General features: G+C 71.3%; 19 protein-coding genes. 4 read left to right on the forward strand and 15 right to left on the reverse strand.

Features of this window, described 5'->3' with window-relative positions; all coding sequences use genetic code 11:
- Nucleotides 1-4: 4 nt before the first annotated feature.
- Nucleotides 5-2,428, reverse strand: coding sequence for a DNA topoisomerase (ATP-hydrolyzing) subunit B (gene gyrB, locus L8951_RS04785; RefSeq protein ID WP_244381866.1), 2,424 nt, complete (start codon nt 2,426-2,428; stop codon nt 5-7).
- Between the two features lie 157 nt (nt 2,429-2,585).
- Nucleotides 2,586-4,028, reverse strand: coding sequence for a S41 family peptidase (locus L8951_RS04790; protein WP_244381867.1), 1,443 nt, complete (start codon nt 4,026-4,028; stop codon nt 2,586-2,588).
- Between the two features lie 116 nt (nt 4,029-4,144).
- On the opposite strand from L8951_RS04790, the gene L8951_RS04795 reads away from it, so the two are divergent.
- Nucleotides 4,145-5,446 (forward strand): DUF2254 domain-containing protein, encoded by a 1,302-nt coding sequence (locus tag L8951_RS04795; RefSeq protein WP_244381868.1) that lies wholly within the window; start codon nt 4,145-4,147, stop codon nt 5,444-5,446.
- On the opposite strand, the gene recF is transcribed toward L8951_RS04795, so the two are convergent.
- The 8 genes from recF to L8951_RS04835 form a co-directional block, all read right to left on the reverse strand.
- Nucleotides 5,443-6,504, reverse strand: a complete 1,062-nt coding sequence (gene recF / locus L8951_RS04800) for a DNA replication/repair protein RecF (RefSeq protein ID WP_244381869.1) — start codon at nt 6,502-6,504, stop codon at nt 5,443-5,445. The genes L8951_RS04795 and recF overlap by 4 nt on opposite strands.
- Complete coding sequence (locus L8951_RS04805) at nt 6,501-6,923, reverse strand: hypothetical protein (RefSeq protein WP_244381871.1); 423 nt, start codon at nt 6,921-6,923, stop codon at nt 6,501-6,503. Before L8951_RS04805 ends, recF begins: the two co-directional genes overlap by 4 nt.
- A gap of 181 nt (nt 6,924-7,104) precedes the next feature.
- A complete protein-coding gene (dnaN, locus tag L8951_RS04810) occupies nt 7,105-8,205 on the reverse strand; it encodes a DNA polymerase III subunit beta (RefSeq protein ID WP_244381875.1) in 1,101 nt (366 codons plus the stop codon).
- A gap of 236 nt (nt 8,206-8,441) precedes the next feature.
- On the reverse strand, nt 8,442-11,546 hold the full coding sequence (locus tag L8951_RS04815) for an ATP-binding protein (protein ID WP_244381876.1): 3,105 nt from the start codon (nt 11,544-11,546) through the stop codon (nt 8,442-8,444).
- Between the two features lie 220 nt (nt 11,547-11,766).
- Nucleotides 11,767-13,047, reverse strand: a complete 1,281-nt coding sequence (locus L8951_RS04820; RefSeq protein WP_244383189.1) for a spinster family MFS transporter — start codon at nt 13,045-13,047, stop codon at nt 11,767-11,769.
- 127 nt (nt 13,048-13,174) lie between these two features.
- Nucleotides 13,175-14,341 carry an aminotransferase class V-fold PLP-dependent enzyme gene (locus tag L8951_RS04825; protein WP_244381877.1) on the reverse strand — a complete coding sequence of 389 codons (1,167 nt, stop codon included), beginning with the start codon at nt 14,339-14,341 and terminating at the stop codon, nt 13,175-13,177.
- The gene (locus L8951_RS04830; RefSeq protein ID WP_244381878.1) at nt 14,338-15,099 is read right to left on the reverse strand and encodes a tryptophan 2,3-dioxygenase; all 762 of its coding nucleotides are present in this window, start codon (nt 15,097-15,099) and stop codon (nt 14,338-14,340) included. Before L8951_RS04830 ends, L8951_RS04825 begins: the two co-directional genes overlap by 4 nt.
- 81 nt (nt 15,100-15,180) lie before the next feature.
- The gene (locus L8951_RS04835) at nt 15,181-15,639 is read right to left on the reverse strand and encodes an outer membrane protein assembly factor BamE (protein ID WP_244381879.1); all 459 of its coding nucleotides are present in this window, start codon (nt 15,637-15,639) and stop codon (nt 15,181-15,183) included.
- Nucleotides 15,640-15,770: 131 nt separating this feature from the next.
- Here L8951_RS04835 and L8951_RS04840 point away from each other — a divergent pair, with 131 nt between their 5' ends.
- Both L8951_RS04840 and L8951_RS04845 read left to right on the forward strand, forming a co-directional pair.
- The gene (locus L8951_RS04840) at nt 15,771-16,289 is read left to right on the forward strand and encodes a ubiquinol-cytochrome C chaperone family protein (protein ID WP_244381880.1); all 519 of its coding nucleotides are present in this window, start codon (nt 15,771-15,773) and stop codon (nt 16,287-16,289) included.
- On the forward strand, nt 16,286-16,822 hold the full coding sequence (locus L8951_RS04845; RefSeq protein WP_244381881.1) for a YceD family protein: 537 nt from the start codon (nt 16,286-16,288) through the stop codon (nt 16,820-16,822). The genes L8951_RS04840 and L8951_RS04845 overlap by 4 nt, the downstream gene beginning before the upstream one ends.
- 70 nt (nt 16,823-16,892) lie before the next feature.
- Here L8951_RS04845 and ssb read toward each other — a convergent pair whose 3' ends face one another.
- Nucleotides 16,893-17,408, reverse strand: coding sequence for a single-stranded DNA-binding protein (gene ssb / locus L8951_RS04850; RefSeq protein WP_244381882.1), 516 nt, complete (start codon nt 17,406-17,408; stop codon nt 16,893-16,895).
- Between the two features lie 191 nt (nt 17,409-17,599).
- Between ssb and L8951_RS04855 the strand changes: the two genes are divergently transcribed.
- A complete protein-coding gene (locus L8951_RS04855) occupies nt 17,600-19,648 on the forward strand; it encodes a TonB-dependent receptor plug domain-containing protein (protein ID WP_244381883.1) in 2,049 nt (682 codons plus the stop codon).
- 15 nt (nt 19,649-19,663) lie between these two features.
- Here the strand turns inward: L8951_RS04855 and feoB are convergent, their stop codons facing one another.
- From feoB to L8951_RS04875, 4 genes are all read right to left on the reverse strand, one after another.
- Entirely contained in the window at nt 19,664-21,514 is a 1,851-nt protein-coding gene (gene feoB / locus L8951_RS04860) for a ferrous iron transporter B (protein WP_244381884.1), read from the reverse strand.
- Entirely contained in the window at nt 21,511-21,792 is a 282-nt protein-coding gene (locus L8951_RS04865) for a FeoA family protein (protein WP_244381885.1), read from the reverse strand. The genes feoB and L8951_RS04865 overlap by 4 nt, the downstream gene beginning before the upstream one ends.
- A gap of 70 nt (nt 21,793-21,862) precedes the next feature.
- A complete protein-coding gene (locus tag L8951_RS04870) occupies nt 21,863-22,528 on the reverse strand; it encodes a COQ9 family protein (RefSeq protein ID WP_244381886.1) in 666 nt (221 codons plus the stop codon).
- On the reverse strand, nt 22,525-23,400 hold the full coding sequence (locus L8951_RS04875) for a DMT family transporter (protein WP_244381887.1): 876 nt from the start codon (nt 23,398-23,400) through the stop codon (nt 22,525-22,527). The genes L8951_RS04870 and L8951_RS04875 overlap by 4 nt, the downstream gene beginning before the upstream one ends.
- Nucleotides 23,401-23,410: the final 10 nt, after the last annotated feature.

The raw sequence follows: 23,410 nt of genomic DNA on the forward strand, positions 1-23,410 counted from the left end.
TCCGCTAGACGTCGAGGTTCGCGACGTTCAGCGCATTGTCCTGGATGAATTCGCGGCGCGGTTCGACGACATCGCCCATCAGCCGGGTGAAAATCTCGTCGGCCACGTCGGCCTGGTCGATCTCGACCTTGAGGAGCGAGCGGTTCTCGGGGTCGAGCGTGGTTTCCCACAACTGGTCGGCGTTCATCTCGCCAAGCCCCTTGTAGCGCTGGATCGACAGCCCCTTGCGACCCGCCGCGAGGACCGCGTCGAGCAGCCCCGTTGGGCGCGTCACCGCGGTGGTCTTGCCGTCCTCGGCATCGCCCTTGCGCAGCACCGCGGGGGTGAGATAGCTGTCGGCCTCCTCGCGCGCGAGCCCGGCGAGCTTGCGCGCCTCGGCCGAGGCGAGGAAGGTCTTGCCGAAGCGCATGGCATCGGTCACCCCGCGCCACTCGCGCTTGAGGACGAGGTCCTCTCCGTCCATCTGCGCGCTCCACGTCGCCTCGAGATCGCCCGCCTGCAGGCGGGCCACCGCGCGGTCGACCGCGCGGTCGATGTCGGCCGCCGACTGCCCCGGCTCGAACACCCCTGCGAGCGCCAGCGTCTCGACGATCGCAGGGTCGTACTTGCGCGGCGCATAGCCGAGCAACGTGCGCATCCGCCGGGCATGATCGACCAGCGCGCGCAGGTCGGCGCCGGAGCGCTGCCCCTGGTCGGTCTCGAGCACCAGCCCCTCGATCCCGGCATCGACGAGATAGTCGTCGAGCGCGGCATTGTCCTTGAGGTAGACCTCGCTCTTACCGCGCGCGACCTTGTAGAGCGGGGGCTGGGCGATGAAGAGGTGCCCCGCCTCGATCAGTTCGGGCATCTGCCGGTAGAAGAAGGTGAGCAGCAGCGTGCGGATGTGCGCGCCGTCGACGTCGGCGTCGGTCATGATCACGATCTTGTGATAGCGCAGCTTCTCGAGGTTGAAGTCCTCGCGCCCGATGCCGGTGCCCAGGGCCTGGATCAGCGTTCCGATCTCCTTCGACCCGAGCATCCGGTCGAAACGCGCGCGCTCGACGTTGAGGATCTTGCCCTTCAAGGGCAGGATCGCCTGCGTCTTGCGATCGCGGCCCTGCTTGGCCGAGCCGCCAGCCGAGTCACCCTCGACGAGGAACAGTTCGGACTTGGCCGGATCCTTTTCCTGGCAGTCGGCGAGCTTGCCCGGCAGGCTAGCGACGGTCATCGCCCCCTTGCGGGTCATCTCGCGCGCGCGGCGCGCGGCCTCGCGCGCGGCGGCGGCGTCGATCACCTTCTGGATCACGTCCTTGGCGTGCTGCGGGTTTTCCTCGAGCCACTCGCGCATCTTGTCGGCCATCAGGCTCTCGAGCGGCTGGCGCACCTCGGAGGACACCAGCTTGTCCTTGGTCTGCGAGGAGAATTTGGGATCGGGCAGCTTGACGCTGACGATCGCGGTCAGCCCCTCGCGCATGTCGTCGCCGGTCAGGCTGACCTTCTGCTTCTTGAGCAGCCCGCTCTGGTCGGCATAGGCGTTGAGGGTGCGCGTCAGCGCGGCGCGGAAGGCGGCGAGGTGGGTGCCGCCGTCACGCTGCGGGATGTTGTTGGTGAAGCACAGGACATTCTCGTAATAGCTGTCGTTCCACTCGAGCGCGACCTCGATGCCGATGTCGTCGCGCTGCCCGGTGATGGCGATCGGCTCGGGCAGCAGCGCGGTCTTGGCGCGGTCGAGATACTGGACGAAGGCGGCGATCCCGCCCTCGTAGTACATCTCGACTTCCTTGCGTTCGTCGTGCCGCTCGTCGGCGAGCACGATGCGCACCCCCGAGTTGAGGAAGGCCAGTTCGCGGAAGCGATGCTCGAGCCGTTCGAAGTCGAACTCGACCGTCTTGAAGGTCGCGGGGCTGGGCAGGAAGGTGACCTTGGTCCCCTTGCGCCCCTGCGCCTCGCCGACCACCCGCAGGCTCTCGACCGCATTGCCGTGCTCGAAGCGCATCCAATGCTCCTTGCCGTCGCGCCACACGGTGAGCTCGAGCCACTCGGACAACGCGTTGACGACCGACACCCCCACCCCGTGGAGCCCGCCCGAGACCTTGTAGGCATTCTCGTCCGAGGTATTCTCGAACTTCCCGCCCGCGTGCAGCTGGGTCATGATGACCTCGGCCGCGCTCACGCCCTCTTCCTTGTGGATGTCGACGGGAATACCGCGGCCATTGTCCTCGACGCTCACCGAGCCGTCGGCGTTGAGCGTGACCAGCACCCGATCGCAATGCCCCGCCAACGCCTCGTCGATGGCATTGTCCGACACTTCGAAAACCATGTGGTGGAGACCCGATCCGTCGTCGGTATCGCCGATATACATGCCGGGGCGCTTGCGCACCGCGTCGAGCCCCTTGAGCACCTTGATGCTGTCGGCGCCATATTGCGATTTGTTCTGTTCTTCAGCCATAGGTTTTCTGTCGATTTTTCAATGATTTGAGAAAGGTCGCTCGGGTCATCGACGGCGCGGGTCGCCGGTCGCTCCAGAGGGTGGATGGAAGGGCCCGTCCTGCATCCTCGATTTATGGCAGAAACGGACTTTGAAACCAAGCCTTTCAGCCCGCTTGTCAGCGCCGCTGGCCGAGGCTCGCGAGGGCCGCCTCGAGCATCACGTCGAGCCCCTCGCCGTGGCGGATCGCGCCCGGCGGAACGGGCACGTCGGGCAGGGTGCCACGGTCGGGGTGGAAGCCCGCGCGATGCCATGCGACCAGCGGGATGTCGAAGGCCAGGTCGGCGCCGGGGAGCCGGGCGATGAAGAAGGCATCGCCATTGCTGCCGCGCCGGTTGAGCCCGGTCTCCTGCCCGACCAGCAGCCCCAGCCCGGCCGCCTTCACCACCTCGGCGAAGATCCCCGTGGCCGACGCGTTGTCGGGGCCCACCACGACCGCCACCGGCCCGGTGAAGCGACGCCCGCGCGGCCGGATGACGCGCTCGCCCGGCGCCTCGGGAACGCGGCGCAACCCGCCCCCGACGCGCGGGAAGTCGCGGCCGATGTCGTAGAGGCTGTCGTCCCAGCTCGACAAGTACGGGCGGTCCTCCTCGGCCACCGCGCCGAGCCGCGTCAGCCGGTCGCCCGCGGGCATCGGGGTCGGCGCTGCGACCAGCCGCTCGAGGAGCGCGCGGCCGCAATCGAAATAGCCGCCCTCGTTGCCGCGCAGGTCGACGACCAGCCCGCGCGTCGCGTCGGTAGTGATCTCGTCGAGCGCCGCCTCGAGCCAGCCGCGCCAGTCCCACCGCGTGTTGAAGGTCGCCCAGCTTGGCATCGTCAGGATCGCAACCCCGTCGCGGCGCTCGAGCCGCCACCACGGCTGGTCGGCGTCGCGCGCGAGCGCGGGCGGCGCGGCGGCGCGGCGCTCGGCCAGCGTGATCGTCGGCACCCGCCGGTGCACGAGGCGGTGCCCCCGGCCGCCGAGCCCCAGCCGGACGCTCGGGCCGTAGCGGGCGAGCGGTGCGGCGAGCCAGTCGAAGGTCTCGAAGCGGCGCGCGCGCCCGACCCCGAGCAGCGCGCGGCGGCGGTGATCAAGGTCGCCGTCGGCGCGCGTGAGCGGGAGGAGCGCCGACTGGATCGCCGCCACGCCCGCGCCCTCGATCGTCGCCACCTCCTGCCCCGGCGCCAGCCCGACCCCGTGCGGGTCGGCGGTGACGAGCATCCGCCCGCCGCGCCATTCGAAATCGAATGGCAGCAGCCGCGCCCCTTGCGCGAAATGCCGCTCGATCATCGCCGCGCTCTGGTTGTGCGGGTTGACGTGCGTGTGCCCGCAGCGGATCGCGCCGAGCAATCGCGCCAGCGCGAGGAAGCGCGCCCCCGGCCCGCTCGCGCGGTCGAAGCGGGCACGGAACGCCGCGGCCTCCCGCGCCCATGCCCCCGCCGCCTGGTAGCGCAGCAGGCCCGGATGGTAGCGCTCGAGCAGCCGCACCGCGACCACGCCTTCGGACGCGGCGCGCGCGGCGCCGCGCGCGGGGCGGGGCCAGAGCGCCAGCGCGCCCGCGGCGCCCCCGCTTACCAGCATCGCCCGTCGATCCAGCCGCACCGCCTTCTCCCGCTTCGACCCGAGGCTAGACCAAAGCCCGATGCGGCGAAAGCCGGGCTCCATCGTTAGAGCCGAAAGCAGGAGGTTACGAAGCAATGCCGCGTTGGCGCTGGCTCATCGGCCAATTGACCCGTCGGATCTGGTTTCGCGCGACGCTGATCGCGCTCTTCTCGGTGGTGCTCGCGCTGGCCGCCGAGCGGCTGGCGCCGCTGATCCCCTACGAGTTCGGCCGGATCGGCTCGAGCGCGGTCGACAACGTCCTCACCGTGCTTGCCTCCTCGATGCTCGCGGTGACCACCTTCTCGCTCACCGCGATGGTCACCGCCTTCTCGGGCGCGAGCCAGAACGGCACGCCGCGCGCGACCGAATTGCTGGTCAAGGATGCCGCCGCGCAAAACGCGCTGTCGACCTTCCTCGGCGCCTTCCTGTTCGCGATCGTCGGCATCATCGCGCTCAAAGCCGGCTATTACGGCGTCCAGGGACGCGCCGTCCTGCTTGTCGGCACGGTCGGGGTGATCGGCTGGATCTCGATCGTCCTGCTGCAATGGATCGGACAGCTGACGCATTTCGGCCGCGTCTCCGACACGATCGCCCGGGTCGAGCGCAAGGCGATCGACGCGGTCGAGGCCTATGACGGGCCGCTCGTGCTGTCCGGGCGCGACCCGCGCCACCCCGACGGCCGCACCGCGCTCGCCGCCTTCGCCGCGTCGAGTGGCTATGTCGCGCATATCGCGCGCGCCGAACTGGCCGAACTGGCCGCCAAGAACGAGGTCGTCATCCATGTCGGCGCCCCGGCGGGCACCTTCGTCGCGCGCAGCCGCCCGCTGGCGTGGACCAAGCTTGACCCCGCCACGCCCGACCCCGACGGCGCCGACGACACCGCCTTTCGCGACCGGCTCGCCGATGCCTTCACCATCACCGACAGTCGCGACTTCGACCAGGACCCGCGCTTCGGGATCACCGTGCTCGGCGAGATCGCCAGCCGCGCGCTATCGCCCGCGGTCAACGACCCCGGCACCGCGATCGCGGCGCTCGCCGCGGCGATGCGCGTCTTCGACCGCTTCATCGACTGTTGCCGCGAGGAGCGCGACCGGTCGCTCGACGGCGTGATCGAGCCCGCGCTCAGCCTCGAGGAGATGGTGCGCGACATCGTCGAGCCGATCGCCCGCGACGGCGCCGGGTTGGTCGAGGTGCAGATGCGCTTGCAGGACGTGCTCGGCGCGATCGCCGCGCGCGCCGAGGCGGAATGCGACTGCTTCGCGACGATCGCCCGCGAGGCGCGCGACCGCTCGCTGGCGCGGCTCGACGATGCGCGCGATCGCGAACGCCTGTGCGCGACGTGGGAGGCCACCTTCGGCGATCGCGACGTCGAACCCGCGCGGCATCGGGCGCGCTAGGCCGGGGACGCGCGCTCGATCGCGCCCGCGTGCACGTCGAACCGCGCCGCCTCGCCCACCGCCGCGAACAGCGCCGGCTCGGTACCCGTCATGAACACCTGCCCCCGCCCCCCGAGCCGGCGATAGAGCGCCTCGCGGCGCGCGGGATCGAGATGCGCCGCGACCTCGTCGAGCAGCAGCACGGGGTCGAGCCCGCGCGCCGCGCGCACGGTATCGGCATGCGCCAGCACGATCCCGAGCAGGAGCGCCTTCTGCTCGCCGGTCGAACAGTCGGCGGCGGGCTGCCCCTTGGCGGCGTAGGTCACCGCGAGATCGACGCGGTGCGGTCCCGCCAGGGTCCGGCCCGCGGCCATGTCGCGCCGCCGCCCGCGCGCAAGCGCAGCGGCCAGGTCGCCCCCCTCGAACCGCTCGAGTGCCAGCCGGGCGGCGGGAAAGTCGTCGTCGCCCGCGCCCGCCCCGTCGAGCGCCGCGACCGTGCGCATCCGCGCGTCGTGGAGCGCGTGCCCCGCCTCGGCCATGCGCAGTTCGAGCCCCTCGAGCCAGGCCGGATCGGGATGGAGTTCCTCGGCCAACAGGCGGTTGCGCTCGCGCATCGCCTGCTCGTAGAGGCTCGCGTTGCGCGCATGATCGGGCTCGAGCGCGAGCGTCAGCCGATCGAGAAAGGCGCGCCGTCCCGCCGCGCCTTCGAGGAACAAGCGGTCCATCGCCGGGGTCAGCCAGAGGATCGCGAGCCGCTCCGCCAGCGCGCTCGCCGCGGCATTGGCACCGTTGATCCGCACCATCCGCCGGTCGGGCGCGTTCGGCTGCGTGCCCACCCCGACCTCGCTGCCGTCGCCCAGCCGCGCGGCGATCGCAAACCCGCCGGCCCCGCCGCCGCGCGCCATCGTCCGCAGCGCCGCGCGCCGCAGCCCGCGCCCGGGGCTGAGCAGGCTGATCGCCTCGAGCACATTGGTCTTGCCCGCCCCGTTGGGCCCGGTCAGCAGGTTGAACCCGGGCCCGGGCGCGAGGAGCGTGTCGCGATGGTTGCGAAAATCGGAAAGGGCGAGGCGGGTGATCACTCCCCCTGCTTGGCGCGCCACAGGCGGCGGATCAAGCGCGACAGCCGCGGCGTACGCGGCGACAACCCCTGCCGTGCGAGGCGGGCCTCGATGCCGCGCGCGGTGCGCCCGAGCAGCAGCGCCATCGCCTCGATCGGCAGGCCGTCGCGATAGTAGCCCGCGAGGCGGGCGCTGTCGTGCGCGCTCCAGCGCCGCCCGCGATACGAGAGCCGGCCGCGCCGCCCCACGCGCGGTTGGTGCCGACCGCTCGCGGCCTTCGATCCGGCCGCGGCCGTACCCGCTCCCACGCCGTGGAGCGCCACTTCCTGCCATTGCCCGGGACTGAGCACGACCGTGCCCTGGTCGTGCACGGTGATCCGGACGCCGTCCTCGTCCCGCGCCACCACGACGCGCCGATCGGTGCTCTGCCACGTGGTCATGCCCGGGCCCCCCTTGCAACGATTCGGCGGGCCGACCTTCGCGCGATCGCGCGCGAATGCCAGCGCTGCGCTCGCCGCTCGGCGCGGCCCGCGCGGACAGCGCCCAAGGGCGTCAAGCCGGGGCGCCGCGCGGCCGGTCATGGGCGGGAGAAGATGCGGGGGCGGGCCGCGTCGTGGCGGCTCAGACCCGCATCGGCATGAGGACGTAGAGCGCGGGGCTGTCGTCCTTTTCGCGCAGCAGCGTGGGCGCGGCCGCGTCGGCGAGGTGCACCTCGACCGTGTCGCCCTCGATCTCGTGGAGGATGTCCATGAGGTAGCGCGCGTTGAACCCGATCTCGAGCCCGTCGCTCTTGTAGTCGGCGGGGATTTCCTCGACCGCGACGCCGTTTTCGGGGCTGGTCACCGACAGCGTCACCGTGTCGTTCGACACCGCCATCTTCACCGCGCGAGTCTTCTCGCTGGCGATGGTCGCGACGCGGTCGACGCCGGCCATGAAGCTCTTGGGATCGAGCTTGAGGAGCTTGTCGTTGGCGGTCGGGATGACGCGGTTGTAATCGGGGAACTTGCCGTCGATCAGCTTGGAGGTGAGCACCGCCGCGCCAAGCCCGAAGCGGATCTTCGAATCCGACAGCGATACCTCGACCGTGCCCTCGACCTCGTCGAGCAGCTTGCGCAGTTCGCCCACGCACTTCTTGGGGACGATGATGTCGGGCATGCCGTCCGAGCCCTCGGGCTTCTCGACCGTCACGCGGGCGAGGCGGTGGCCGTCGGTCGCGGCGGCCTTCATCGCATCCTCGGTGACGTGGAAGAAGATGCCCATCAGGTAATAGCGCGTCTCCTCGTTGGAGATGGCAAAGCGCGTCTTGTCGATGATCTGCCGCAGCGTCGCGGCGGGCAGTTCGAAGCGGGTCGGCAGCTCGCCCTCGGCGATCACCGGGAAATCGTCGCGCGGCAGCGTCTGGAGGTTGAAGCGCGCGCGCCCGGCGACGACCTGCATCTTGCCGTCGGCGGCGGTCAGCTCGACCTGCGCGCCCTCGGGCAGCTTGCGCACGATGTCGAAGAAGGTGTGCGCGGGTACGGTCGTCGCCCCTTCCTGGCTGACGTCGGCGGCCACGGTTTCGTCGACCTGCAGGTCGAGGTCGGTGGCCATCAGGCGCAGCCCGTTCGCCCCCGCCTCGAGGAGGACATTGGAGAGAATGGGAATGGTGTTGCGGCGCTCCACCACCGATTGAACATGGCCGAGGCTCTTCAGGAGAACCGCCCGTTCCAACGTCGCTTTCATCTGTTGCAAGCCCCCGCAAAATCTCGTGGTCGCGGCCGGGATCGGCCGGGTCAGGCCTCGTTATACCGCACGCGAGGGCTTGCGCCAGCCCCTTTGCACGGCGGGGCGGGAGCGTTGCCGATGCCCCTGCCGGGCAGCCCGCGATCGCCCGCCAGTGGCGGTGCCGCGGCGGGCTGCGACGGCGCCGATCGTGCGCGGCCCGGGTCAGGTGCGGCGTTGGTCGGGTGCCGCGCGGCTCAGGCGATCCGCGCGGTGTCCGCCGAGCCCGCCGCACGCCGGGTGGCGATCGCCTCGAGCGTGGCGCTCGCGGCGCGGTTGAGCCGCTCGAGCACACGCTGGCCCGCGGCGACGTCGCCGGCCTCCTCGAGCGCGGTCGCCAGCGCAGCGATGCGGCGCGCGCCCGCGCTGCCTGCGGCGCCCTTGAGCGCGTGTGCCTCCTTCGCGACCCTCGCCAGATCGGCGTCGGCCAGCGCGCCGGCGATCTGGTCGGGGCGCAGTTCGAGCTCGACCGCCATCAGCCCGAGCAAATTGTCGAACCGCTTGGCCCCCGACGCCCGTTCGAGCTCGGCCAGCCGTTCCTCGTCGAGCAGCGGCTCCTGCCCCGCCTCGGGTGCCTGCGGCGGCCCGCCCCCCTCCGGCGCGGTCACCGCAGCGCGCGTCGCCGGCCCCGACGAGGCGCCGTCGGGCGGCGCGGACGACGCGCTGGCGGAGTCCCCCGGCCCCGGCGACCCGGCGGCGGGATCCCCCGGTGCGGACGCGTGCGCCAGCATCGGTGCCGCCTCGCGCCCGCCACCCGCCGCGACGACATCGTCGCGCTCGCGGCCCGCGCGCTGGTCGGCGAGCTGCTCGAGCGTGCGGTAGAGCGCGTCGCGGTCGATCGGCTTGGTCAGGAAGGCGTCGAGCCCGACATTGTCATAGAAGCGCCGCCGCTCGGGCGCGGCATCGGCCGACAGCGCGATCACCGGAGCGCGGCCCCGCCGTCCCCCGAGCGCGCGGATCTGGCGGGTCGCCGCGATCCCGTCCATCTCGGGCATCTGCATGTCCATGACTACCGCGTCGAAGCGCCCGCGCCGCATCGCCTCGACCGCCGCGCGGCCGTTGGCGACGCAGCTCACCTCGTGTCCGCGCGCGGTCAGCATCGAGCGGATCAGCATCTGGTTGACCGCATTGTCCTCCGCGACCAGCACGCGCAGCGGGCGCGCGGCGATGCGCGCGGGCGCCGCCCCCTCGCTCGCCTGCTCCGGCTCCTCGCCGACCGGGAGCGCGAGTTGCAACGTGAAGGTGCTGCCCTCCCCGGGCTCGCTGTCGACCGCGATCTCGCCCCCCATGGCTTGCGCCAGCCGCTGCGCGATCGACAGCCCGAGCCCCGTCCCCGCCCGTTCGCGCCACCGGCTCGCATCGGCCTGCGCGAAGGGTTCGAACAGCTGCTCCTGCAGCTCGGGCGCGATCCCGATGCCGCTATCGCGCACCGCCACCGTCCATTGCTGTTCGTCGATCCGCGAGCGCCGCGTCAGGGTGACCACCACTTCGCCCTCGTCGGTGAACTTGATCGCGTTGGAAAGGAGGTTGGCGATGATCTGGCGGAACCGCTGCGCATCGCCGCGGGCCGGGAGCGGGCGCCCGATATCGGCTTCGAGCCGGAGCCCGATGCCCTTGGCCCGCGCGCCCGGAGCGAACAGCTCGATCGCCTGGCCCTGCGCGTCGCGCTCGGCCTGCAACGCCAGCCGCGCATGCCGACGCTCGTCGCCGACGCGATAGTCGATCGCACACTCGAAGCTCGACTTGCGCCGGCGCGCCTCGCGCACCGCGTTGATGAGGATGTGCCGCGCCGTCGGGCCGAGCTGCCGCACGAGCGTGCGCGCCTCGATCATCCGCCCGGGCGCCTTGTGGAGCAGGCGATAGAGCTGGTGGCTGTGGTCGAACCCTCCGTCGGCGAAAGCGTAGCGCCAGTGCGCCACCCCCGACAGTTCCTCGGCGAGCACCAGCAGCCGGTGGCTGTCGCGCAACTTGGCCGCGCTCTCGGCCATGAGGTCCTCGGTCAGCTGGCGGCGGTGGATGTCGCGCACGGTGGCGATCATCTCGCGCGGCTGGCCCGAGCGGTGGTAGACGAGCTTGAACATCGCCTCGACCCAGCGCCATTGCCCGTCGGCGCGGCGAAGCCGGAAGCGCAATTCGGGGGGTTCGGCCCCGACGACGATGTCGGACAAGAGGCGCGTGAAGACCGGCCAGTCCTGCCCGTGGACGAGCGGGCGGATCGAGGTGTCGCGCAGCGCCTCGGGCGGATGCCCCAGCACGCGCTCGGCCGCCGAGGAGGCGAACAGCACCCGCCCCTCGAGGTCGAGCCGCAGGATTATGTCGCGGCTGTTCTCGGCGACCAGCCGGTAGAGCCGCTCGCTGCGCGCCAGCGCCTCGGCGTCGCGCCGCCGCGCGGTGACATCGTCGAGCATGATGAGGAAACCGGTGCAGCGCGCGCCATCGAGCAGCGCGCTGATGTCGATCCGATAGTGGCACGTCGCGTCCCCGTCGGGCACGCGCACCTCGAGCGAGGCGTCCTCCTTGGTCACCCGTGCGCGCGACCAGACGAGGTCGAATTGCACCGCATCGTCGGCATCGAGCCGGCGACGCTGCCGGTGCTGCTGCTCGCCTCCTATCGGCTGCCGCTCCCCGGGCTCGTCGGGGCGATCGCCGGCTGGAGCAAGCAGCGGCATCGGTCCGGCGACCCGCGACGGTGCCGGGCCCAACGCGGCGATCGGCAGGTCGCGCTCGAGCAGCAGCGGTAGCAGGGCGAGGTGGCCGAGCGAAAAGGCGAAGAAAGTGGGAATGAAGACCTGCGCCAGCGGGGCGTTCGCGGCCAGCGACAGGGCGGCGGCGGCGAGCAGGCTGGCGAATTGCGTGGCGACGAGCAGCCGGACGAGCGGCGCCTGCCCGGGGCGCTCCACCCCGTCGCCCGCATCGTGCCCGTCGAGCGCAGCGATCGCCGCGCGCGCCTCCCCCGCCGCCGCCAGCGCGGCCGGCGATCCGCGGTCCCCGGCGCGGCGCGCGCCGCGCGGGTCGAGCAGCAGCGCCACCAGCCACGCCTCCCCCGCGACGACCGGACCGAGGAGCCAGCTCGGCGCCGCGCCCCCCGGGTCGAGCACGGCCGCCACGGCGCCCACCGCGGCGGTGCCGGCGGCGACGCCCACGGTCGCGGCGAGGCCGCGCCAGCGCCCGAACTGGACCAGCGCGACGACGAGCAGCGCGCTCGTCGGCCACCACAGCAGTAGCAAGTCGAACCACGCGCCTGCCCACAGGGCCACGACCGCGACCGGCGCCGCGAGCAGGCCGGCGGCGAGCGCGGTCACGAGCAGCGGCCCGGGGCGCGGGCCGGCAGGGCGGTAACGATCGGCGGTCTCGGAGATGGGGCCTCCTTGCTGGCAAGGGACGCGCGGCCGACCGCGGCCGCGACGGTCCGCGGCCGCCAGGCGGCACAACTTGATCCGCGACACCCTAGGCGGTCGGCGCGCGCGGCGCGCGCTCGATCGGATCGGATATGGACCTAAGCGGCCCCGCGGGGCGGCGCGGTCAGGCCTCGACCACGTCGCGTCCGAGCCGCCGCGCCGCCAGCGCCATCATGATCGCCGCCCCGGCATAGACGAGCGTGGTCGCCATTGCCGAATAGCGCAGCGCCTCCTCGCCATAGAGCGGCGTCAGCGCATCGCTGATCTCGCCGATCAGCGGCGAGCCGAGCCCGAGCCCGAGCAGGTTGTTGATGAACAGGAACAGCGCCGAGGCGGTCGCGCGCATGTTCGCGGGGACCAGCTTGGTGATCGCGGTGACCACCGGGCCGAGCCACATCAGCCCGAGCGCCGAGGGGATGAGGAACAGGAGGAAGCTGAGCCACAGCGTTTCGCTGGCGAAGGCGACGAGGTAGCTTGGCAGGGTCACGAGGAAGGCGATCGCGATGAGCCGCGCATAGCCCCCCGGCGCGCGCGATCCGAGCCGGTCGCCGAGCACGCCCCCCGCCCAGATACCGGTCGCGCCCCCGAAGAAGGCGATGCCCGCCATCACCCAGCTGCGATCGACCAGCCCGAGATCGAAGCTGCGCGCGAGGAAGCTGGGGATCCAGAAGGCGAAACCGTACCCCGCCATGCTCGCCATGCCCGCGCCCAGCGAGAGGTACCAGAAGCTCGGCTTGGCGGCGATGGTGCGAAACACCGTGCCGATGGAGGGGGCGCTGCTCGTCGGGCGCGCGGCCGGTTCCGGGGCCGGTTCCGGAGCCGGCGCCGCGGCCGGCGCGGAGGGCGGCGCACTCATGTGCCCGTGCCCGGGGTCGCGCACCACATATTTGAAGATCGGCGCGAACAGCACCCCGACGAGGCCGATGGTGACGAAGGCCGCGCGCCAGTCGACCGACGCCGCGATCAGCCCGCCGAACAGCACCCCCAGCGCCGAGCCGATCGGGATCCCCAGCGAGAAGATCGCCAGCGCGCGGGCGCGCCGCTCGGGCGGGTAGAGGTCGCTGATCAGCGAATAGGCGGGAGCCACCCCCGCCGCCTCGCCCACCCCGACGCTCATCCGCGCGAGGAACAGCTGCCAGAAATTCTGCGCCAGCCCGCACAGTGCGGTTGCCGCGCTCCACAGCGTCAGCCCGAGCGCGATGATCCAGCTGCGGTTGCGCCGGTCGGCGAGCATCGCCAGCGGGATCGCCAGCACCGTGTAAAAGAGCGCGAAGGCGGTGCCGCCCATCCACCCGAGCTGGCCGTCGCTCAGCCCGAGGTCGGCCTTGATCGGTTCGGCAAGGATGCCGACGATCTGGCGGTCGATGAAGTTGAGCGTGTAGGCGATGACGAGCATCGCCATCATCACCGGGCGGCTGGCCACGACGGGGCGCGAAGCGGCGGCGGTGGCGGGACGGGCAGGATCGATCATGCCCGTTCGCTAGCGCCCCCGGCGCCCCCGCGCCAGAGGCTTCGCCGCGCCGCGTCGCTGGCTAGAGCGCGCGCACCAGCGCGGCGAGCCGATCGACGTCGTCCGCGTCGTGGTAGAGGCCGAAGCCGAAGCGGATCACCTCGCCGCGCACGTCCGTCACGCAGTCCGCCGCCTTGAGCGCGGCGCACCAGCGCGCGGCATCGGCATGGCGATAGGCGAGGAAACGCGCGTGCGGGCCCGCGCCGAGCGGGTTGAGCAGCTCGGCCGCGCCGAGCGGGCTGTCGGCGAAGGCCGCCACCGCGCGGGCCTGCAGCTGCGCGACATGCGCCGAGATCGCCGCGGTATCGAGCCCCTCGCCGGCGAGCATCCGCCGCACCGCGTTGAACCGGTAGAGCGCGCTGGGGTCGAAGGTCGCCCCCATGAAGCGCATCGCGTCCTTGGCATAGCCGACCATGCCGGGGGGCAGGCTCAGGTCCTCGAACTCGGCGTACCAGCCGGTCAACGGCGGGCGCTCGCCGAAGCCCGGCGGGCAACACATGAACCCCATGCCCTCGCCCGCCATCGCATATTTGTAGCCCCCGCCGAGGAAGAAGGCGCGCTCCGACCACGCCTGAGCGAAGGGCGCCTCGATCGCCATGAAGCTGTGGTAGCCGTCGATCACCACCCACGGCCCGTCGGGATCGGCGAGCTCGATGATCGGAGCGAGCGGATCGACCAGCTGCCCGGTGCCGAACAACAGCTGGCTGACCATCACGAGGTCGTGCTGCCCGCTCGCCGCGCGCGCCGCGAAGCGCGCGGCGAAATCGTCGAACGGCGCGACCGGGACCGTCTCGAGCAGGATCTCCCCCGCTTCGACCCAGCGCGCGAACTGGCGCCGCGCCGAATGGAATTCGCCGTCGCTCGCGAGCACCCGCAGCGGCCCCCGAGCGCGGCGCGGACAGGCGGCGGCGAGGCGGAGGAGGAAATCGTGCGTATTGGCGGCAAAGACGATGCGATCGGCCTGCTCCGCGCCAATCCCCAGCTCGGCGGCGACATTGGCGGCCGCCTCGGGCCAGACCTCGCCCATCACCCGGTCCCACTTGTGGTCGGCGAGGCGGGCCGCATCGTCCCAGCATTCGACCTGCCCGGCGCGGCTCGCATCGGGCCACAGGTGGTGGCTGTGCGCGGCGACGTGCAGCCGCCCGGGCGCCGCCTCGAGGCTGCGCGAGAAGAGCCGCTTGAAACTCATAGCTCGGTCCGCAACTCCCACAAGGCGGGGAACGCCCGCTTGTCGAGCGTCGAACGCAGGTAGGCGGCCCCCGCCGAGCCCCCGGTGCCCTTGCGCCCGCCGATCACGCGCTCGACCGTGAGCACATGCTTGTGCCGCCACGAGGCGAGCGCATCGTCGAGGTCGACCAGTTTCTCGGCCAGCCCGTAGAGCGGGGCGTGGCGCTGCGTGTCCTCGTAGACCGCCTTCCAGCTGGCCCGGATCGCGTCGGCGTCGGCCACGTCGAACCCCGCGCGCCCGAGCGCGGCATTGGCCTCGTCATAAACGCTCGGCGCCTCGAGCGCGGCGGTGAGCAGCTCGTGCTCGCCGCTGCCCGGCGCGTAATTCTTGAGGAACCGCGGGTCCTTGATCCCGAGCCGATACTCGACCGCGCGGAACTGCGCCGACTGGAACCCCGAGGCCGAGCCGAAATGGTGGCGAAACTTCATGTAGTCCGAGGGGGTCAGCGTCGACAGGATGTCCCAGCTCATGGTCATGACCGTCTGGATCCGGCTGACCCGGCTGAGCGCCTTGTGCACGAACAGGAAGCGATCGGCGCGCAATTCCGCGCACGCATAGTCGATCTCGAACAGGATCTGCTTGAGCCACAATTCCATCGTCTGGTGGAGGACGATGAAGAGCATCTCGTCATGGACGTCGCTGTGCGGCTTCTGCGCGCCGAGCAACTGCGGCAGCGACAGATAGTCGCCATAGGTCTGGTCGTCTGGAATGGCCGTCATGGCGACGGCCTAGCCCGCCCGCCCCGAGCCAGCAAGGGGCGCGACGCACGGGCCCATCGCCGCCGCCGCGCCGCGGCGGGGCTACTGCTGCGGCGGTCCCGCGATCCCGCCCATCTGGTTGACCGACCCGATGTTGCCGAACAATTCCTCGAAGAAGCTCTTCTCGCGGCCCAGCGTCGGGGTCTCGTCGTTCGACGGGTCGATCGCCACCGCCAGTTCGGGGCCGGTCTCGACCACCTCGGCCACGTTGCCGAACTCGTCGAAGCGCACGCGGATGACGCGCTGGTCGGTCAGGCGCGGCTGGCGGAAGGCGAAGCGATCGGTGCGGCGCGAGACATAATACCAGTCCTTGTCGTCGAACTGGCCGACGAAGCTCGGCGTGCCCAGCGTCGCCTTGACCGAGTCGCGATTGTCGACCCCGGGGGCGATCGCCTCGGTCAGTTCCTGGTTGTAGACATAGCCCTGGTCGGACCGGATTCCGGCGCAGCCGCCGAGCAGGGCGGTCGCCACCGAGAGGGCCAGGAAATGGCTTGCACGCATCGTCTCTTCCAATTCTTAAAGGTCGCTTGCCCTTGCCGGGCACGGTCGCGCCGGACTATGCGGCTGTCACCGCTCGCTTGCAAGGAAAAGGCTGAACCGGCCCTTGCTCCCGGGCGAACAGGAGAGACGTCATGCGCAACCTCTTTTCGTGGCTCCGTCCCCCGCCGGGCGCCGAGGCGGCCAGCCTCTACGCCGCGCTGGTCCGCGCCGCGCGCGATCCGCACTGGTATCGCGAGGGCAAGGTCCCCGATACCATCGAGGGGCGCTTCGGGCTGCTCGCCACGCTAATCGCGCTCACCGTGCTGCGACTCGAGAGCGGCGGGGAGGAAGCGGTGCGCGGGTCGGTCGCGCTGACCGAGGCGTTCATCGCCGACATGGACGCGCAGATGCGCGAGGAGGGGTTCGACGCGGGGCTCGGCAAGCAGGTCCGCTCGATGGTCGGCGCGCTCGCCGCGCGGATCGACCGCTGGCGCTTCGTCGCCGACGAGGATACCCCCGCCGAGCGCTGGCGCGAGGCCGCGCGGTGGAGCGTGTTCCGCGACGACGAGCCCGACGAGAGCGCGCTGACCTATGTCAGCGAACAGTGCCGACGCTTCGCCGAACGGATCGGCGGCGAGGCCGACGCGCAATTGTTGCGGGGGGAGCTGTGATCGACCGGCTCGAACCGGTCGCGCTGGCGACGCTGCGCGACGGCGAGACCGTCGCGATCGCTCCCGACGCGGAGGAACGCGCGGGCATCGCCGCCCGGCTCGGGCTCGAGGCGATCGAGGCGTTGCGGTTCGACGCCACGATCCAACGCGAGGACCCGGCGGTGAGCGTCACCGGCACGCTCGCGGCGCGGGTGGTCCACGCCTGCGTGGCGACCGGCGACCCGGTGGCCGAGACGATCGAGGAACCCTTCGCGCTGCTCTTCGCCCCGCACCCCGAGCATGACGAGGACGCCGAGGTCGAACTCGGGGTCGACGACCTCGACACCATCTTCCACAACGGTCGGGAGATCGCGCTCGGCGACGCGCTGGTCGATACGCTTGCGCTGTCGCTCGATCCCTACCCGCGGGTCGCCGATGCCGACGCGCGGCTGCGCGCCGCGGGGGTGCTGAGCGAGGAGGAAGCCGGCGCCTTCGGCGCGCTTGCCGGGCTCAAGAAGAAGCTCGAGGACGGCGGCGAGGGCGAGCCTTCCTGAACCCCTCGGGGCCCCGCCAGACAGGCCGCCCCCCGATCGCGATGCGCCACCGTGCGGCGGCGACGCGCCCCTAGAAGGGCACGTCGTCGTCGAGGTCGTTGTCGAAGCTCGCGGGCTGCGGGCGCTGCTGCGGCGCATTACCGCCGCCGCCCTGGCCACCGCCGAAGCCGCCGCCCTGACCGCCACCGCCGCCATAGCCGCCCTGGCTGCCGCCATAGCCGCTCCCGCCACCGCCGCCTTCGCGCGGATCGAGCAGCACGAGTTCGCCGCGATAGCGCTGCAGCACCACCTCGGTCGAATAGCGGTCGTTGCCGTTCTGGTCCTGCCACTTGCGGGTCTGCAGTTGGCCCTCGAGATAGACCTTCGAGCCCTTGCGCAGGTAATTCTTGGCGACCCGGCCGAGGTTCTCATTCCAGATCACCACCTGGTGCCATTCGGTGCGCTCCTGGCGGTTGCCGTCGCGGTCCTTCCACGTCTCCGAGGTGGCGACGCGTAGGTTGACCACTTCGCCGCCGTTGTTGAGCGAGCGCGCCTCGGGGTCCGCCCCCAGATTGCCCACCAGGATCACCTTGTTCACGCCCGCCATAATCTCAGTCTCCGAAAGTCCGTCTTTGCTTGAGGGTTATAATGGTGCAGGGCCGCTGTCGACCCGCCGCGGGCAAATTCGGCGGCTCGACCACCCGCGCGCACCGTTGGTCGAACGGCGCTGGCCGCCGCCTTCGCCAGCGGCGCAAAGGGTCGCTCACCATCGTCATTCTCGAAAGGGCCCAACCCCCGATGCGTCACCTTCGCCTGCTCTCCAGCGCCGCGCTCGCCCTCGTGCTCCTGCCGGCCATGGCCAGCGCGCAGCAGGCCGACAGCGTGACGGCGGCCGATCGAGACGCCACCCGGGGGGCGCGGGTCTACACCTACGCCGACCTTGCCCAATATGCGCCGCAGACCGCGCTCGACATGGTCAACCGCATCCCCGGCTTCGCCGCGGACGGGGGCAACAATCGCGGCAATCGCGGGCTCGGGCAGGCGAGCCAGAACATCCTGCTCAACGGCGCCCGCGTGTCGGGCAAGTCGAACAACGTGTTCGACGTGCTGGGGCGGATTAGCGCGCGCGACGTCGTGCGCATCGAGATCGTCGATGGCGCCACCCTCGATGTCCCCGGGCTGTCGGGCGAGGTCGCCAACGTCATCTACGAGGCGGGGGGCATCAGCGGCACCTTCGAGTATCGCGCCCAGTTCCGCCCCCGGCTCGAGGACACGCTGCTCGATGCCAAGGCCAGCATCTCGGGCGGCGATGAACGCGCCAACTGGAGCCTCAGCCTCGAGACCAACAGCCGGCGGCAGGGGCATTGGGGCCCTGAAGTCGTGACCGGTCCCGACGGCGCGCTGCTGGTCACCCGCGACGAGTTCGGCATCTACAACAGCGACAGCCCCGAGATCGCGGGCAGCTATTCGCGCCGCGCGCGCAACGGCAACGAGTTCAACGCCAACGCCTCCGCCCAGCTCAACATCCAGCGCAACCGCATCAGCGGCGCCATCGTCGAGGCCGACGGCACCCGCTTCGAGGAACTGTTCCGCGGCGGCGAGGACGAATGGAACGCCGAGCTCGGGCTCGACTATGCCTTCGACCTGGGCCCCGGGCGGCTCAAGCTGATCGGGCTCCAGCGCAACGAACACTCGCCCGTCTATGACGAATTCGGCATCGTCGGCGGGCGCCGCGATCGCTTCGAACAGGTGATCGACGAGAATGAATCGATCGTGCGCGGCGAATATGGCTGGTCGCGCGGGCAGAGCGACTGGGAGCTCAGCCTCGAGGGCGCCTACAACAGCCTCTCGCAGGAAGCCGAACTGATCGCGCTCCCGGCGACGGGCAGCGCGACGGTGACGCTCCTGCCGGGCAACCGCATCGAGGAATTGCGCAGCGAGGCGATCGCCAGCCTCTCGCGCCCACTGTCACCGCGGCTGTCGCTCCAGCTCAACGGCGGCGCCGAATTCAGCTCGATCGCGGCGGGCGCGGCCGATCCGCGCGCCTACCTGCGCCCCAAGGGCTCGGCGGCGCTGAGCTGGCGCGCCAGCGATGACGTCACCATCGATGCCAAGCTCGAGCGCGTCGTCGACCAGCTCAACTTCTTCGACTTCCTCGCCGCGGTCGACGTGCAGGACGGACAGGACCGCGGGCGCAACAACGAGATCGTCCCGCCGCAGCGCTGGCGCGCGCGGGTCGAGGGTATCGTCCGGCTCGGCGCCTATGGCAGCCTGACCCCCTATGCGCAGGGCGAGATCATCGAGGACGTGATCGAGGCGATCCCCACCAGCCCGACCGAGGAAGCGCTCGGCAATGCCGGCGATGCGACCGCGTGGGTGGTCGGGGTCGACGGCACCATCCTGCTTGCCCCGCTCGGGGTCGCGGGCGCGCGGCTCGACCTGCACGCGCATACCGGCGATTCGCGTTTCACAGACCCCTTGCTCGGGACCACCCGCGCGCTCAACGGGCAGGAATATACCCACGCCCGGCTGCAATATCGCCACGACCTGCCGGGCAGCGACCTCGCCTATGGCGGCAGCATCCAGCGCCGTCACATGGGGGGCAGCTTCCGCCTCGACCAGTTCGCGCGGCGCTTCAACGCGGGCTGGCAGGCCGAGCTGTTCGTCGAGCACAAGGACGTACTCGGGCTGCAGGTCACCGCGGGGGTCAACAACCTCTTCAACTCGACCGACAATTTCGAGCGCATCGCCTATGTCGACCGCCGCGACGGCCCGATCGCCTTCTTCGAGGACCGCGCGCGCGAATACGGTCGCATCGTCTACGTCAACGTGGCCGGGCGCTTCTAGCCCGGCGCGGCGGCGCTAGCCGAGCCCGAAGGCGACCGCGGTCCAGTAGGTCGCGCCCGCCGCGACATAGGCGACCGCGAACAGGTAGCCGGTCATGAAAAGCGGCCATTTCCAGCCGTTGGTCTCGCGCCGGGTCACCGCGATCGTCGAGATGCATTGCGGAGCGAACACGAACCACGCGAGGAAGGCCAGCGCGGTCGCCAGGCTCCAGCGCCCGGCGAGCCGCGTCTCGAGCGTCTCGAGCCCGGCCTCGTCTTCGGCGTCGAGCGCATAGACCGTGCCGATCGCCGCCACCGCCACCTCGCGCGCCGCCATCGCCGGCAACAGCGCCAGGCTGATGTCGCGGTTGAAGCCGATCGGTTCGACGACGACGTGGATCGCATCGCCGATCTGTCCCGCGATCGAGACCTCGGACTGCACCTCGCCCTGTCCCGCTTTGGGGTAGGAAGCGAGCGCCCAGAGTATGACCGTCGTTACCGCGATGATCGTGCCCGCGCGCTTGAGGAAGATCCACGCCCGCTGCCACAGCCCGATCAGCACGTCGCCGAACCGCGGAAGCTGGTATTTGGGCAGTTCCATCATGAAGGCCGCACCGCCCCCGCGCACCACCTTCGCCCGCAGCAGGGTCCCGAGCAGCACCGCGCCGGCGATCCCCGCGACATAGAGGCCGAACAAGACCAGCCCCTGCAGCCCGATGCCCGGGCCGACCGTGACCTCGGGGATGAAGGCGGCGATGATCAGCGTGTAGACGGGCAGCCGCGCCGAACAGGTCATCAGCGGCGCGATGAGGATCGTCAGCAGGCGGTCCTTGGGATCATCGATCGTCCGCGTCGCCATGATCCCCGGGACCGCGCAGGCAAAGCTCGAGAGCAGCGGGATGAACGCCGCGCCGTTGAGCCCGGCGCGGCGCATCACCCGGTCCATGATGAACGCGGCGCGGGTCATGTAGCCCGAGCTTTCGAGCATCAGGATGAAGAGGAACAGGATGAGGATCTGGGGCAGGAAGACGACCACCGCGCCGACCCCCGCGAACAGTCCGTCGACGACGAGCGAGCGCAGCCAGCCTTCGGGCAGCGCCGCGCCGATGCTGTTGCCCGCGCCGATCGCCAGCGCTTCGAGCAGGTCGGCGGGGGGCGCGGCCCAGGCGAACACCGCCTGGAACATCACGAACAGGAGCCCCGCGAGGATCAAGGGCCCCGCGAGCGGATGGAGCAGCACCGCATCGAGCCGGTGGGTCAGCGCGCGCGACGGCGATTCGGCGACGATCGCGGCCCGGGCGATCGCCCGCGCGCGATGCTGGAGCGACAGGCCATCGCTCGACGGTGCGGCGGGTTCGGGGCGGTCCCGCCGCGCGACCGCCGCGCTGGCCAGCGCCTCGCGCACCGCCTCGATCCCTCGGCGCCGCACCGCGACGGTCTCGATCACCGGCACGCCGAGCTCGGCCTCGAGCCGGCGCGCGTCGAGCTCGAGCCCGTCGCGCTTGGCAAGGTCGAGCATGTTGAGCGCCACCACCGTCGGCAGCCCGAGGTCGATCAGCTGGAGCGCGAAGCGCAGGTGGTTGTCGAGGTTGGCGGCGTCGAGCACGATCAGCAGCGCGTCGGGCAGCCGCTCATAGTCGCCCTCCCCGAGCAGCACGCTGCGCGTCACCTGCTCGTCGGGGCTCGCCGCCTCGAGGTCATAGGCCCCCGGCAGGTCGACGATCTCGGCGGGGCGCCCGTCGGGCAGCGTCAGCTTGCCGACGTGGCGCTCGACCGTGACCCCGGGATAGTTGGCGATCTTCTGGCGCGCGCCGGTGAGCGCGTTGAACAGCGCGCTCTTGCCGGCATTGGGATTGCCGGCGACGGCGATCAGCGGGAGGCGGTTCACGCCGCGGCGGTCGCTGGCGAAGCGGTGGCGAGCCCGATCGCGCGGGCATGCGCGCGGCTGATCGCGACCGTCATGCGCCCGACCCGAACCGCGAGCGGGTCGGCTCCGAAGGGACCGCGATGGAGCGCCGTCACCTGTACCCCCTCGTCGAAGCCGAAATGGCGGAGCCGCAGCGCATCGCGCGGGGCCAGCGCATCCCAGTCGATCGCGGCGACACGACCCGACGTCCCTAGCGCGAGCTGGTCAAGGGTCCGGAGAATCGCAGGGGTCTCGGTCATTATTGCAACTGATTATCATTACTGAATGGCGCGGGCCAGCCTTTTCCTAACCGCCCCGCGCGCGCCGGCCTCAGCTGCTCGGCGGGTAGCGCAATCGACCGAGAAAGCGCGCCAGCGAGAAGCGCCGTTCGGCGCCGCCGGTCCATCGCGCCTTCCACTTCTCGAACTGCATGACATCGTCGATCCGGCGGTCGAGGAAGGCGGCGGTCTCGGCCCAGCCCTCGCTGTCGTCGTCGAGCCATGCATAGAGCGTCGAGCCGTAGACGCCGGTCAGCGTCGCGCGCTTGGTATAGTGGTTGTAATCGGTCGACGTATCGCCGGCCAGCCGCCACATCGCATCGGCGCTGCGCCACGCGGTCTTCGCCGCGAGCGGCAGGTTCTGCGGCAGCGACAGGATCGACAGGCCGCTGCGCACCGCCTCGCGCGCGGGCGCCGCCGCCTCGAGCCGCCACCACACCAGCGCGCGGATGCGGTCGCGGATCTTGAGCGGGGCGATCTTCTCGGGCGGGAAGGCGGCGACCATCGCCACGTCGATGCTCTCGATCCACGCCGCGACCATGTCGCCCGGGTCCTTGGGCCACGCCAGCCGCGCCACGTCACGGTCGATCCCCAGCTGGTCGGCGGCGAGGTCGACCGCCTCGCTCGTCCAGCCGTCGAACACGGCGTTCTCGGCCACTGCGGGGGCCAGTCTGAGGCGAGTCGCGTCGAGCGGGGTCGGGTCGGCCATCCCCTTCATGTGGCGGCTGCGATGCGCGGGCGCAAGCGCACGAGCACCAGCGCCGCCCCGATCATCACCGCGCCGGCCCAGTCGCGGGGCGTGAAGATCTCGCCATAGACGAGCCAGCCGGTCACCCCCGCCACCGCGGGCTGGGTGAGCAGCCCGAGCCCCACCACCAGCGGGGGCAGCCGACCGATCGCGTAGACCAGCAGCCCCTGCCCCACCACCTGGCTCGACAGCGCGAGCAGCAGCACCGGGCCCCAGTCGACCGGCACCAGCGTGGCGGGGGTCGCCGCCGCCAGCGGGAGCAGCATCAGCGCGCCGAACAGGCTGACCCAGGCGAGCAGCGGCAGCGGCGCCAGCGCGGGACGCGCCCGGTCGACCGCGATGAGATAGCCCGCGTAGAGCAGCCCGGCGGTCAGGCACAGGATGTCGCCCCAGAAGGTGGCGGGCCCGAGATCGAGGCTGCCCGACAGCAAGAGCAGGCTGCCGGCGGCCGCGAGCAGCAGCGCGCCGACCTGCGCCGGGCGCGGCCAGGTGCGCGCGAGCAGCAGCCCGTAGCAAGCGAAGGCGAAGCTGCCGAAATTGCCGAACAGCACGCTGTTGCCCATCTTTGTCAGAAGGATTCCCTGGTGCCACGCGGCGAGGTCGGCGGCGAAGAAGAAGGCGGCGAGGAGCAGGAGGATCGTCAGCGGGCGCGGCGGCGGGCGCAGCCGCGCGCCGAGCGCGGCGGCGAGCGCGAACAGCATCGCGCTGCCGAGCGCGAGCCGCCAGAAGCCGCTCGCCACCGGCCCGACATCGGCGAGCCGCACGAACCACGGCCCGACCGCGAGCGCGCTGGCGCCGACGAGCAGCGCGAGCAGCGGCAGCGGCGTGACCGGGCGTTCCATCTTTTCGCCC

The sequence above is a fragment of the Sphingomicrobium astaxanthinifaciens genome, from assembly GCF_022865105.1.
Lineage (GTDB): Bacteria > Pseudomonadota > Alphaproteobacteria > Sphingomonadales > Sphingomonadaceae > Sphingomicrobium > Sphingomicrobium astaxanthinifaciens.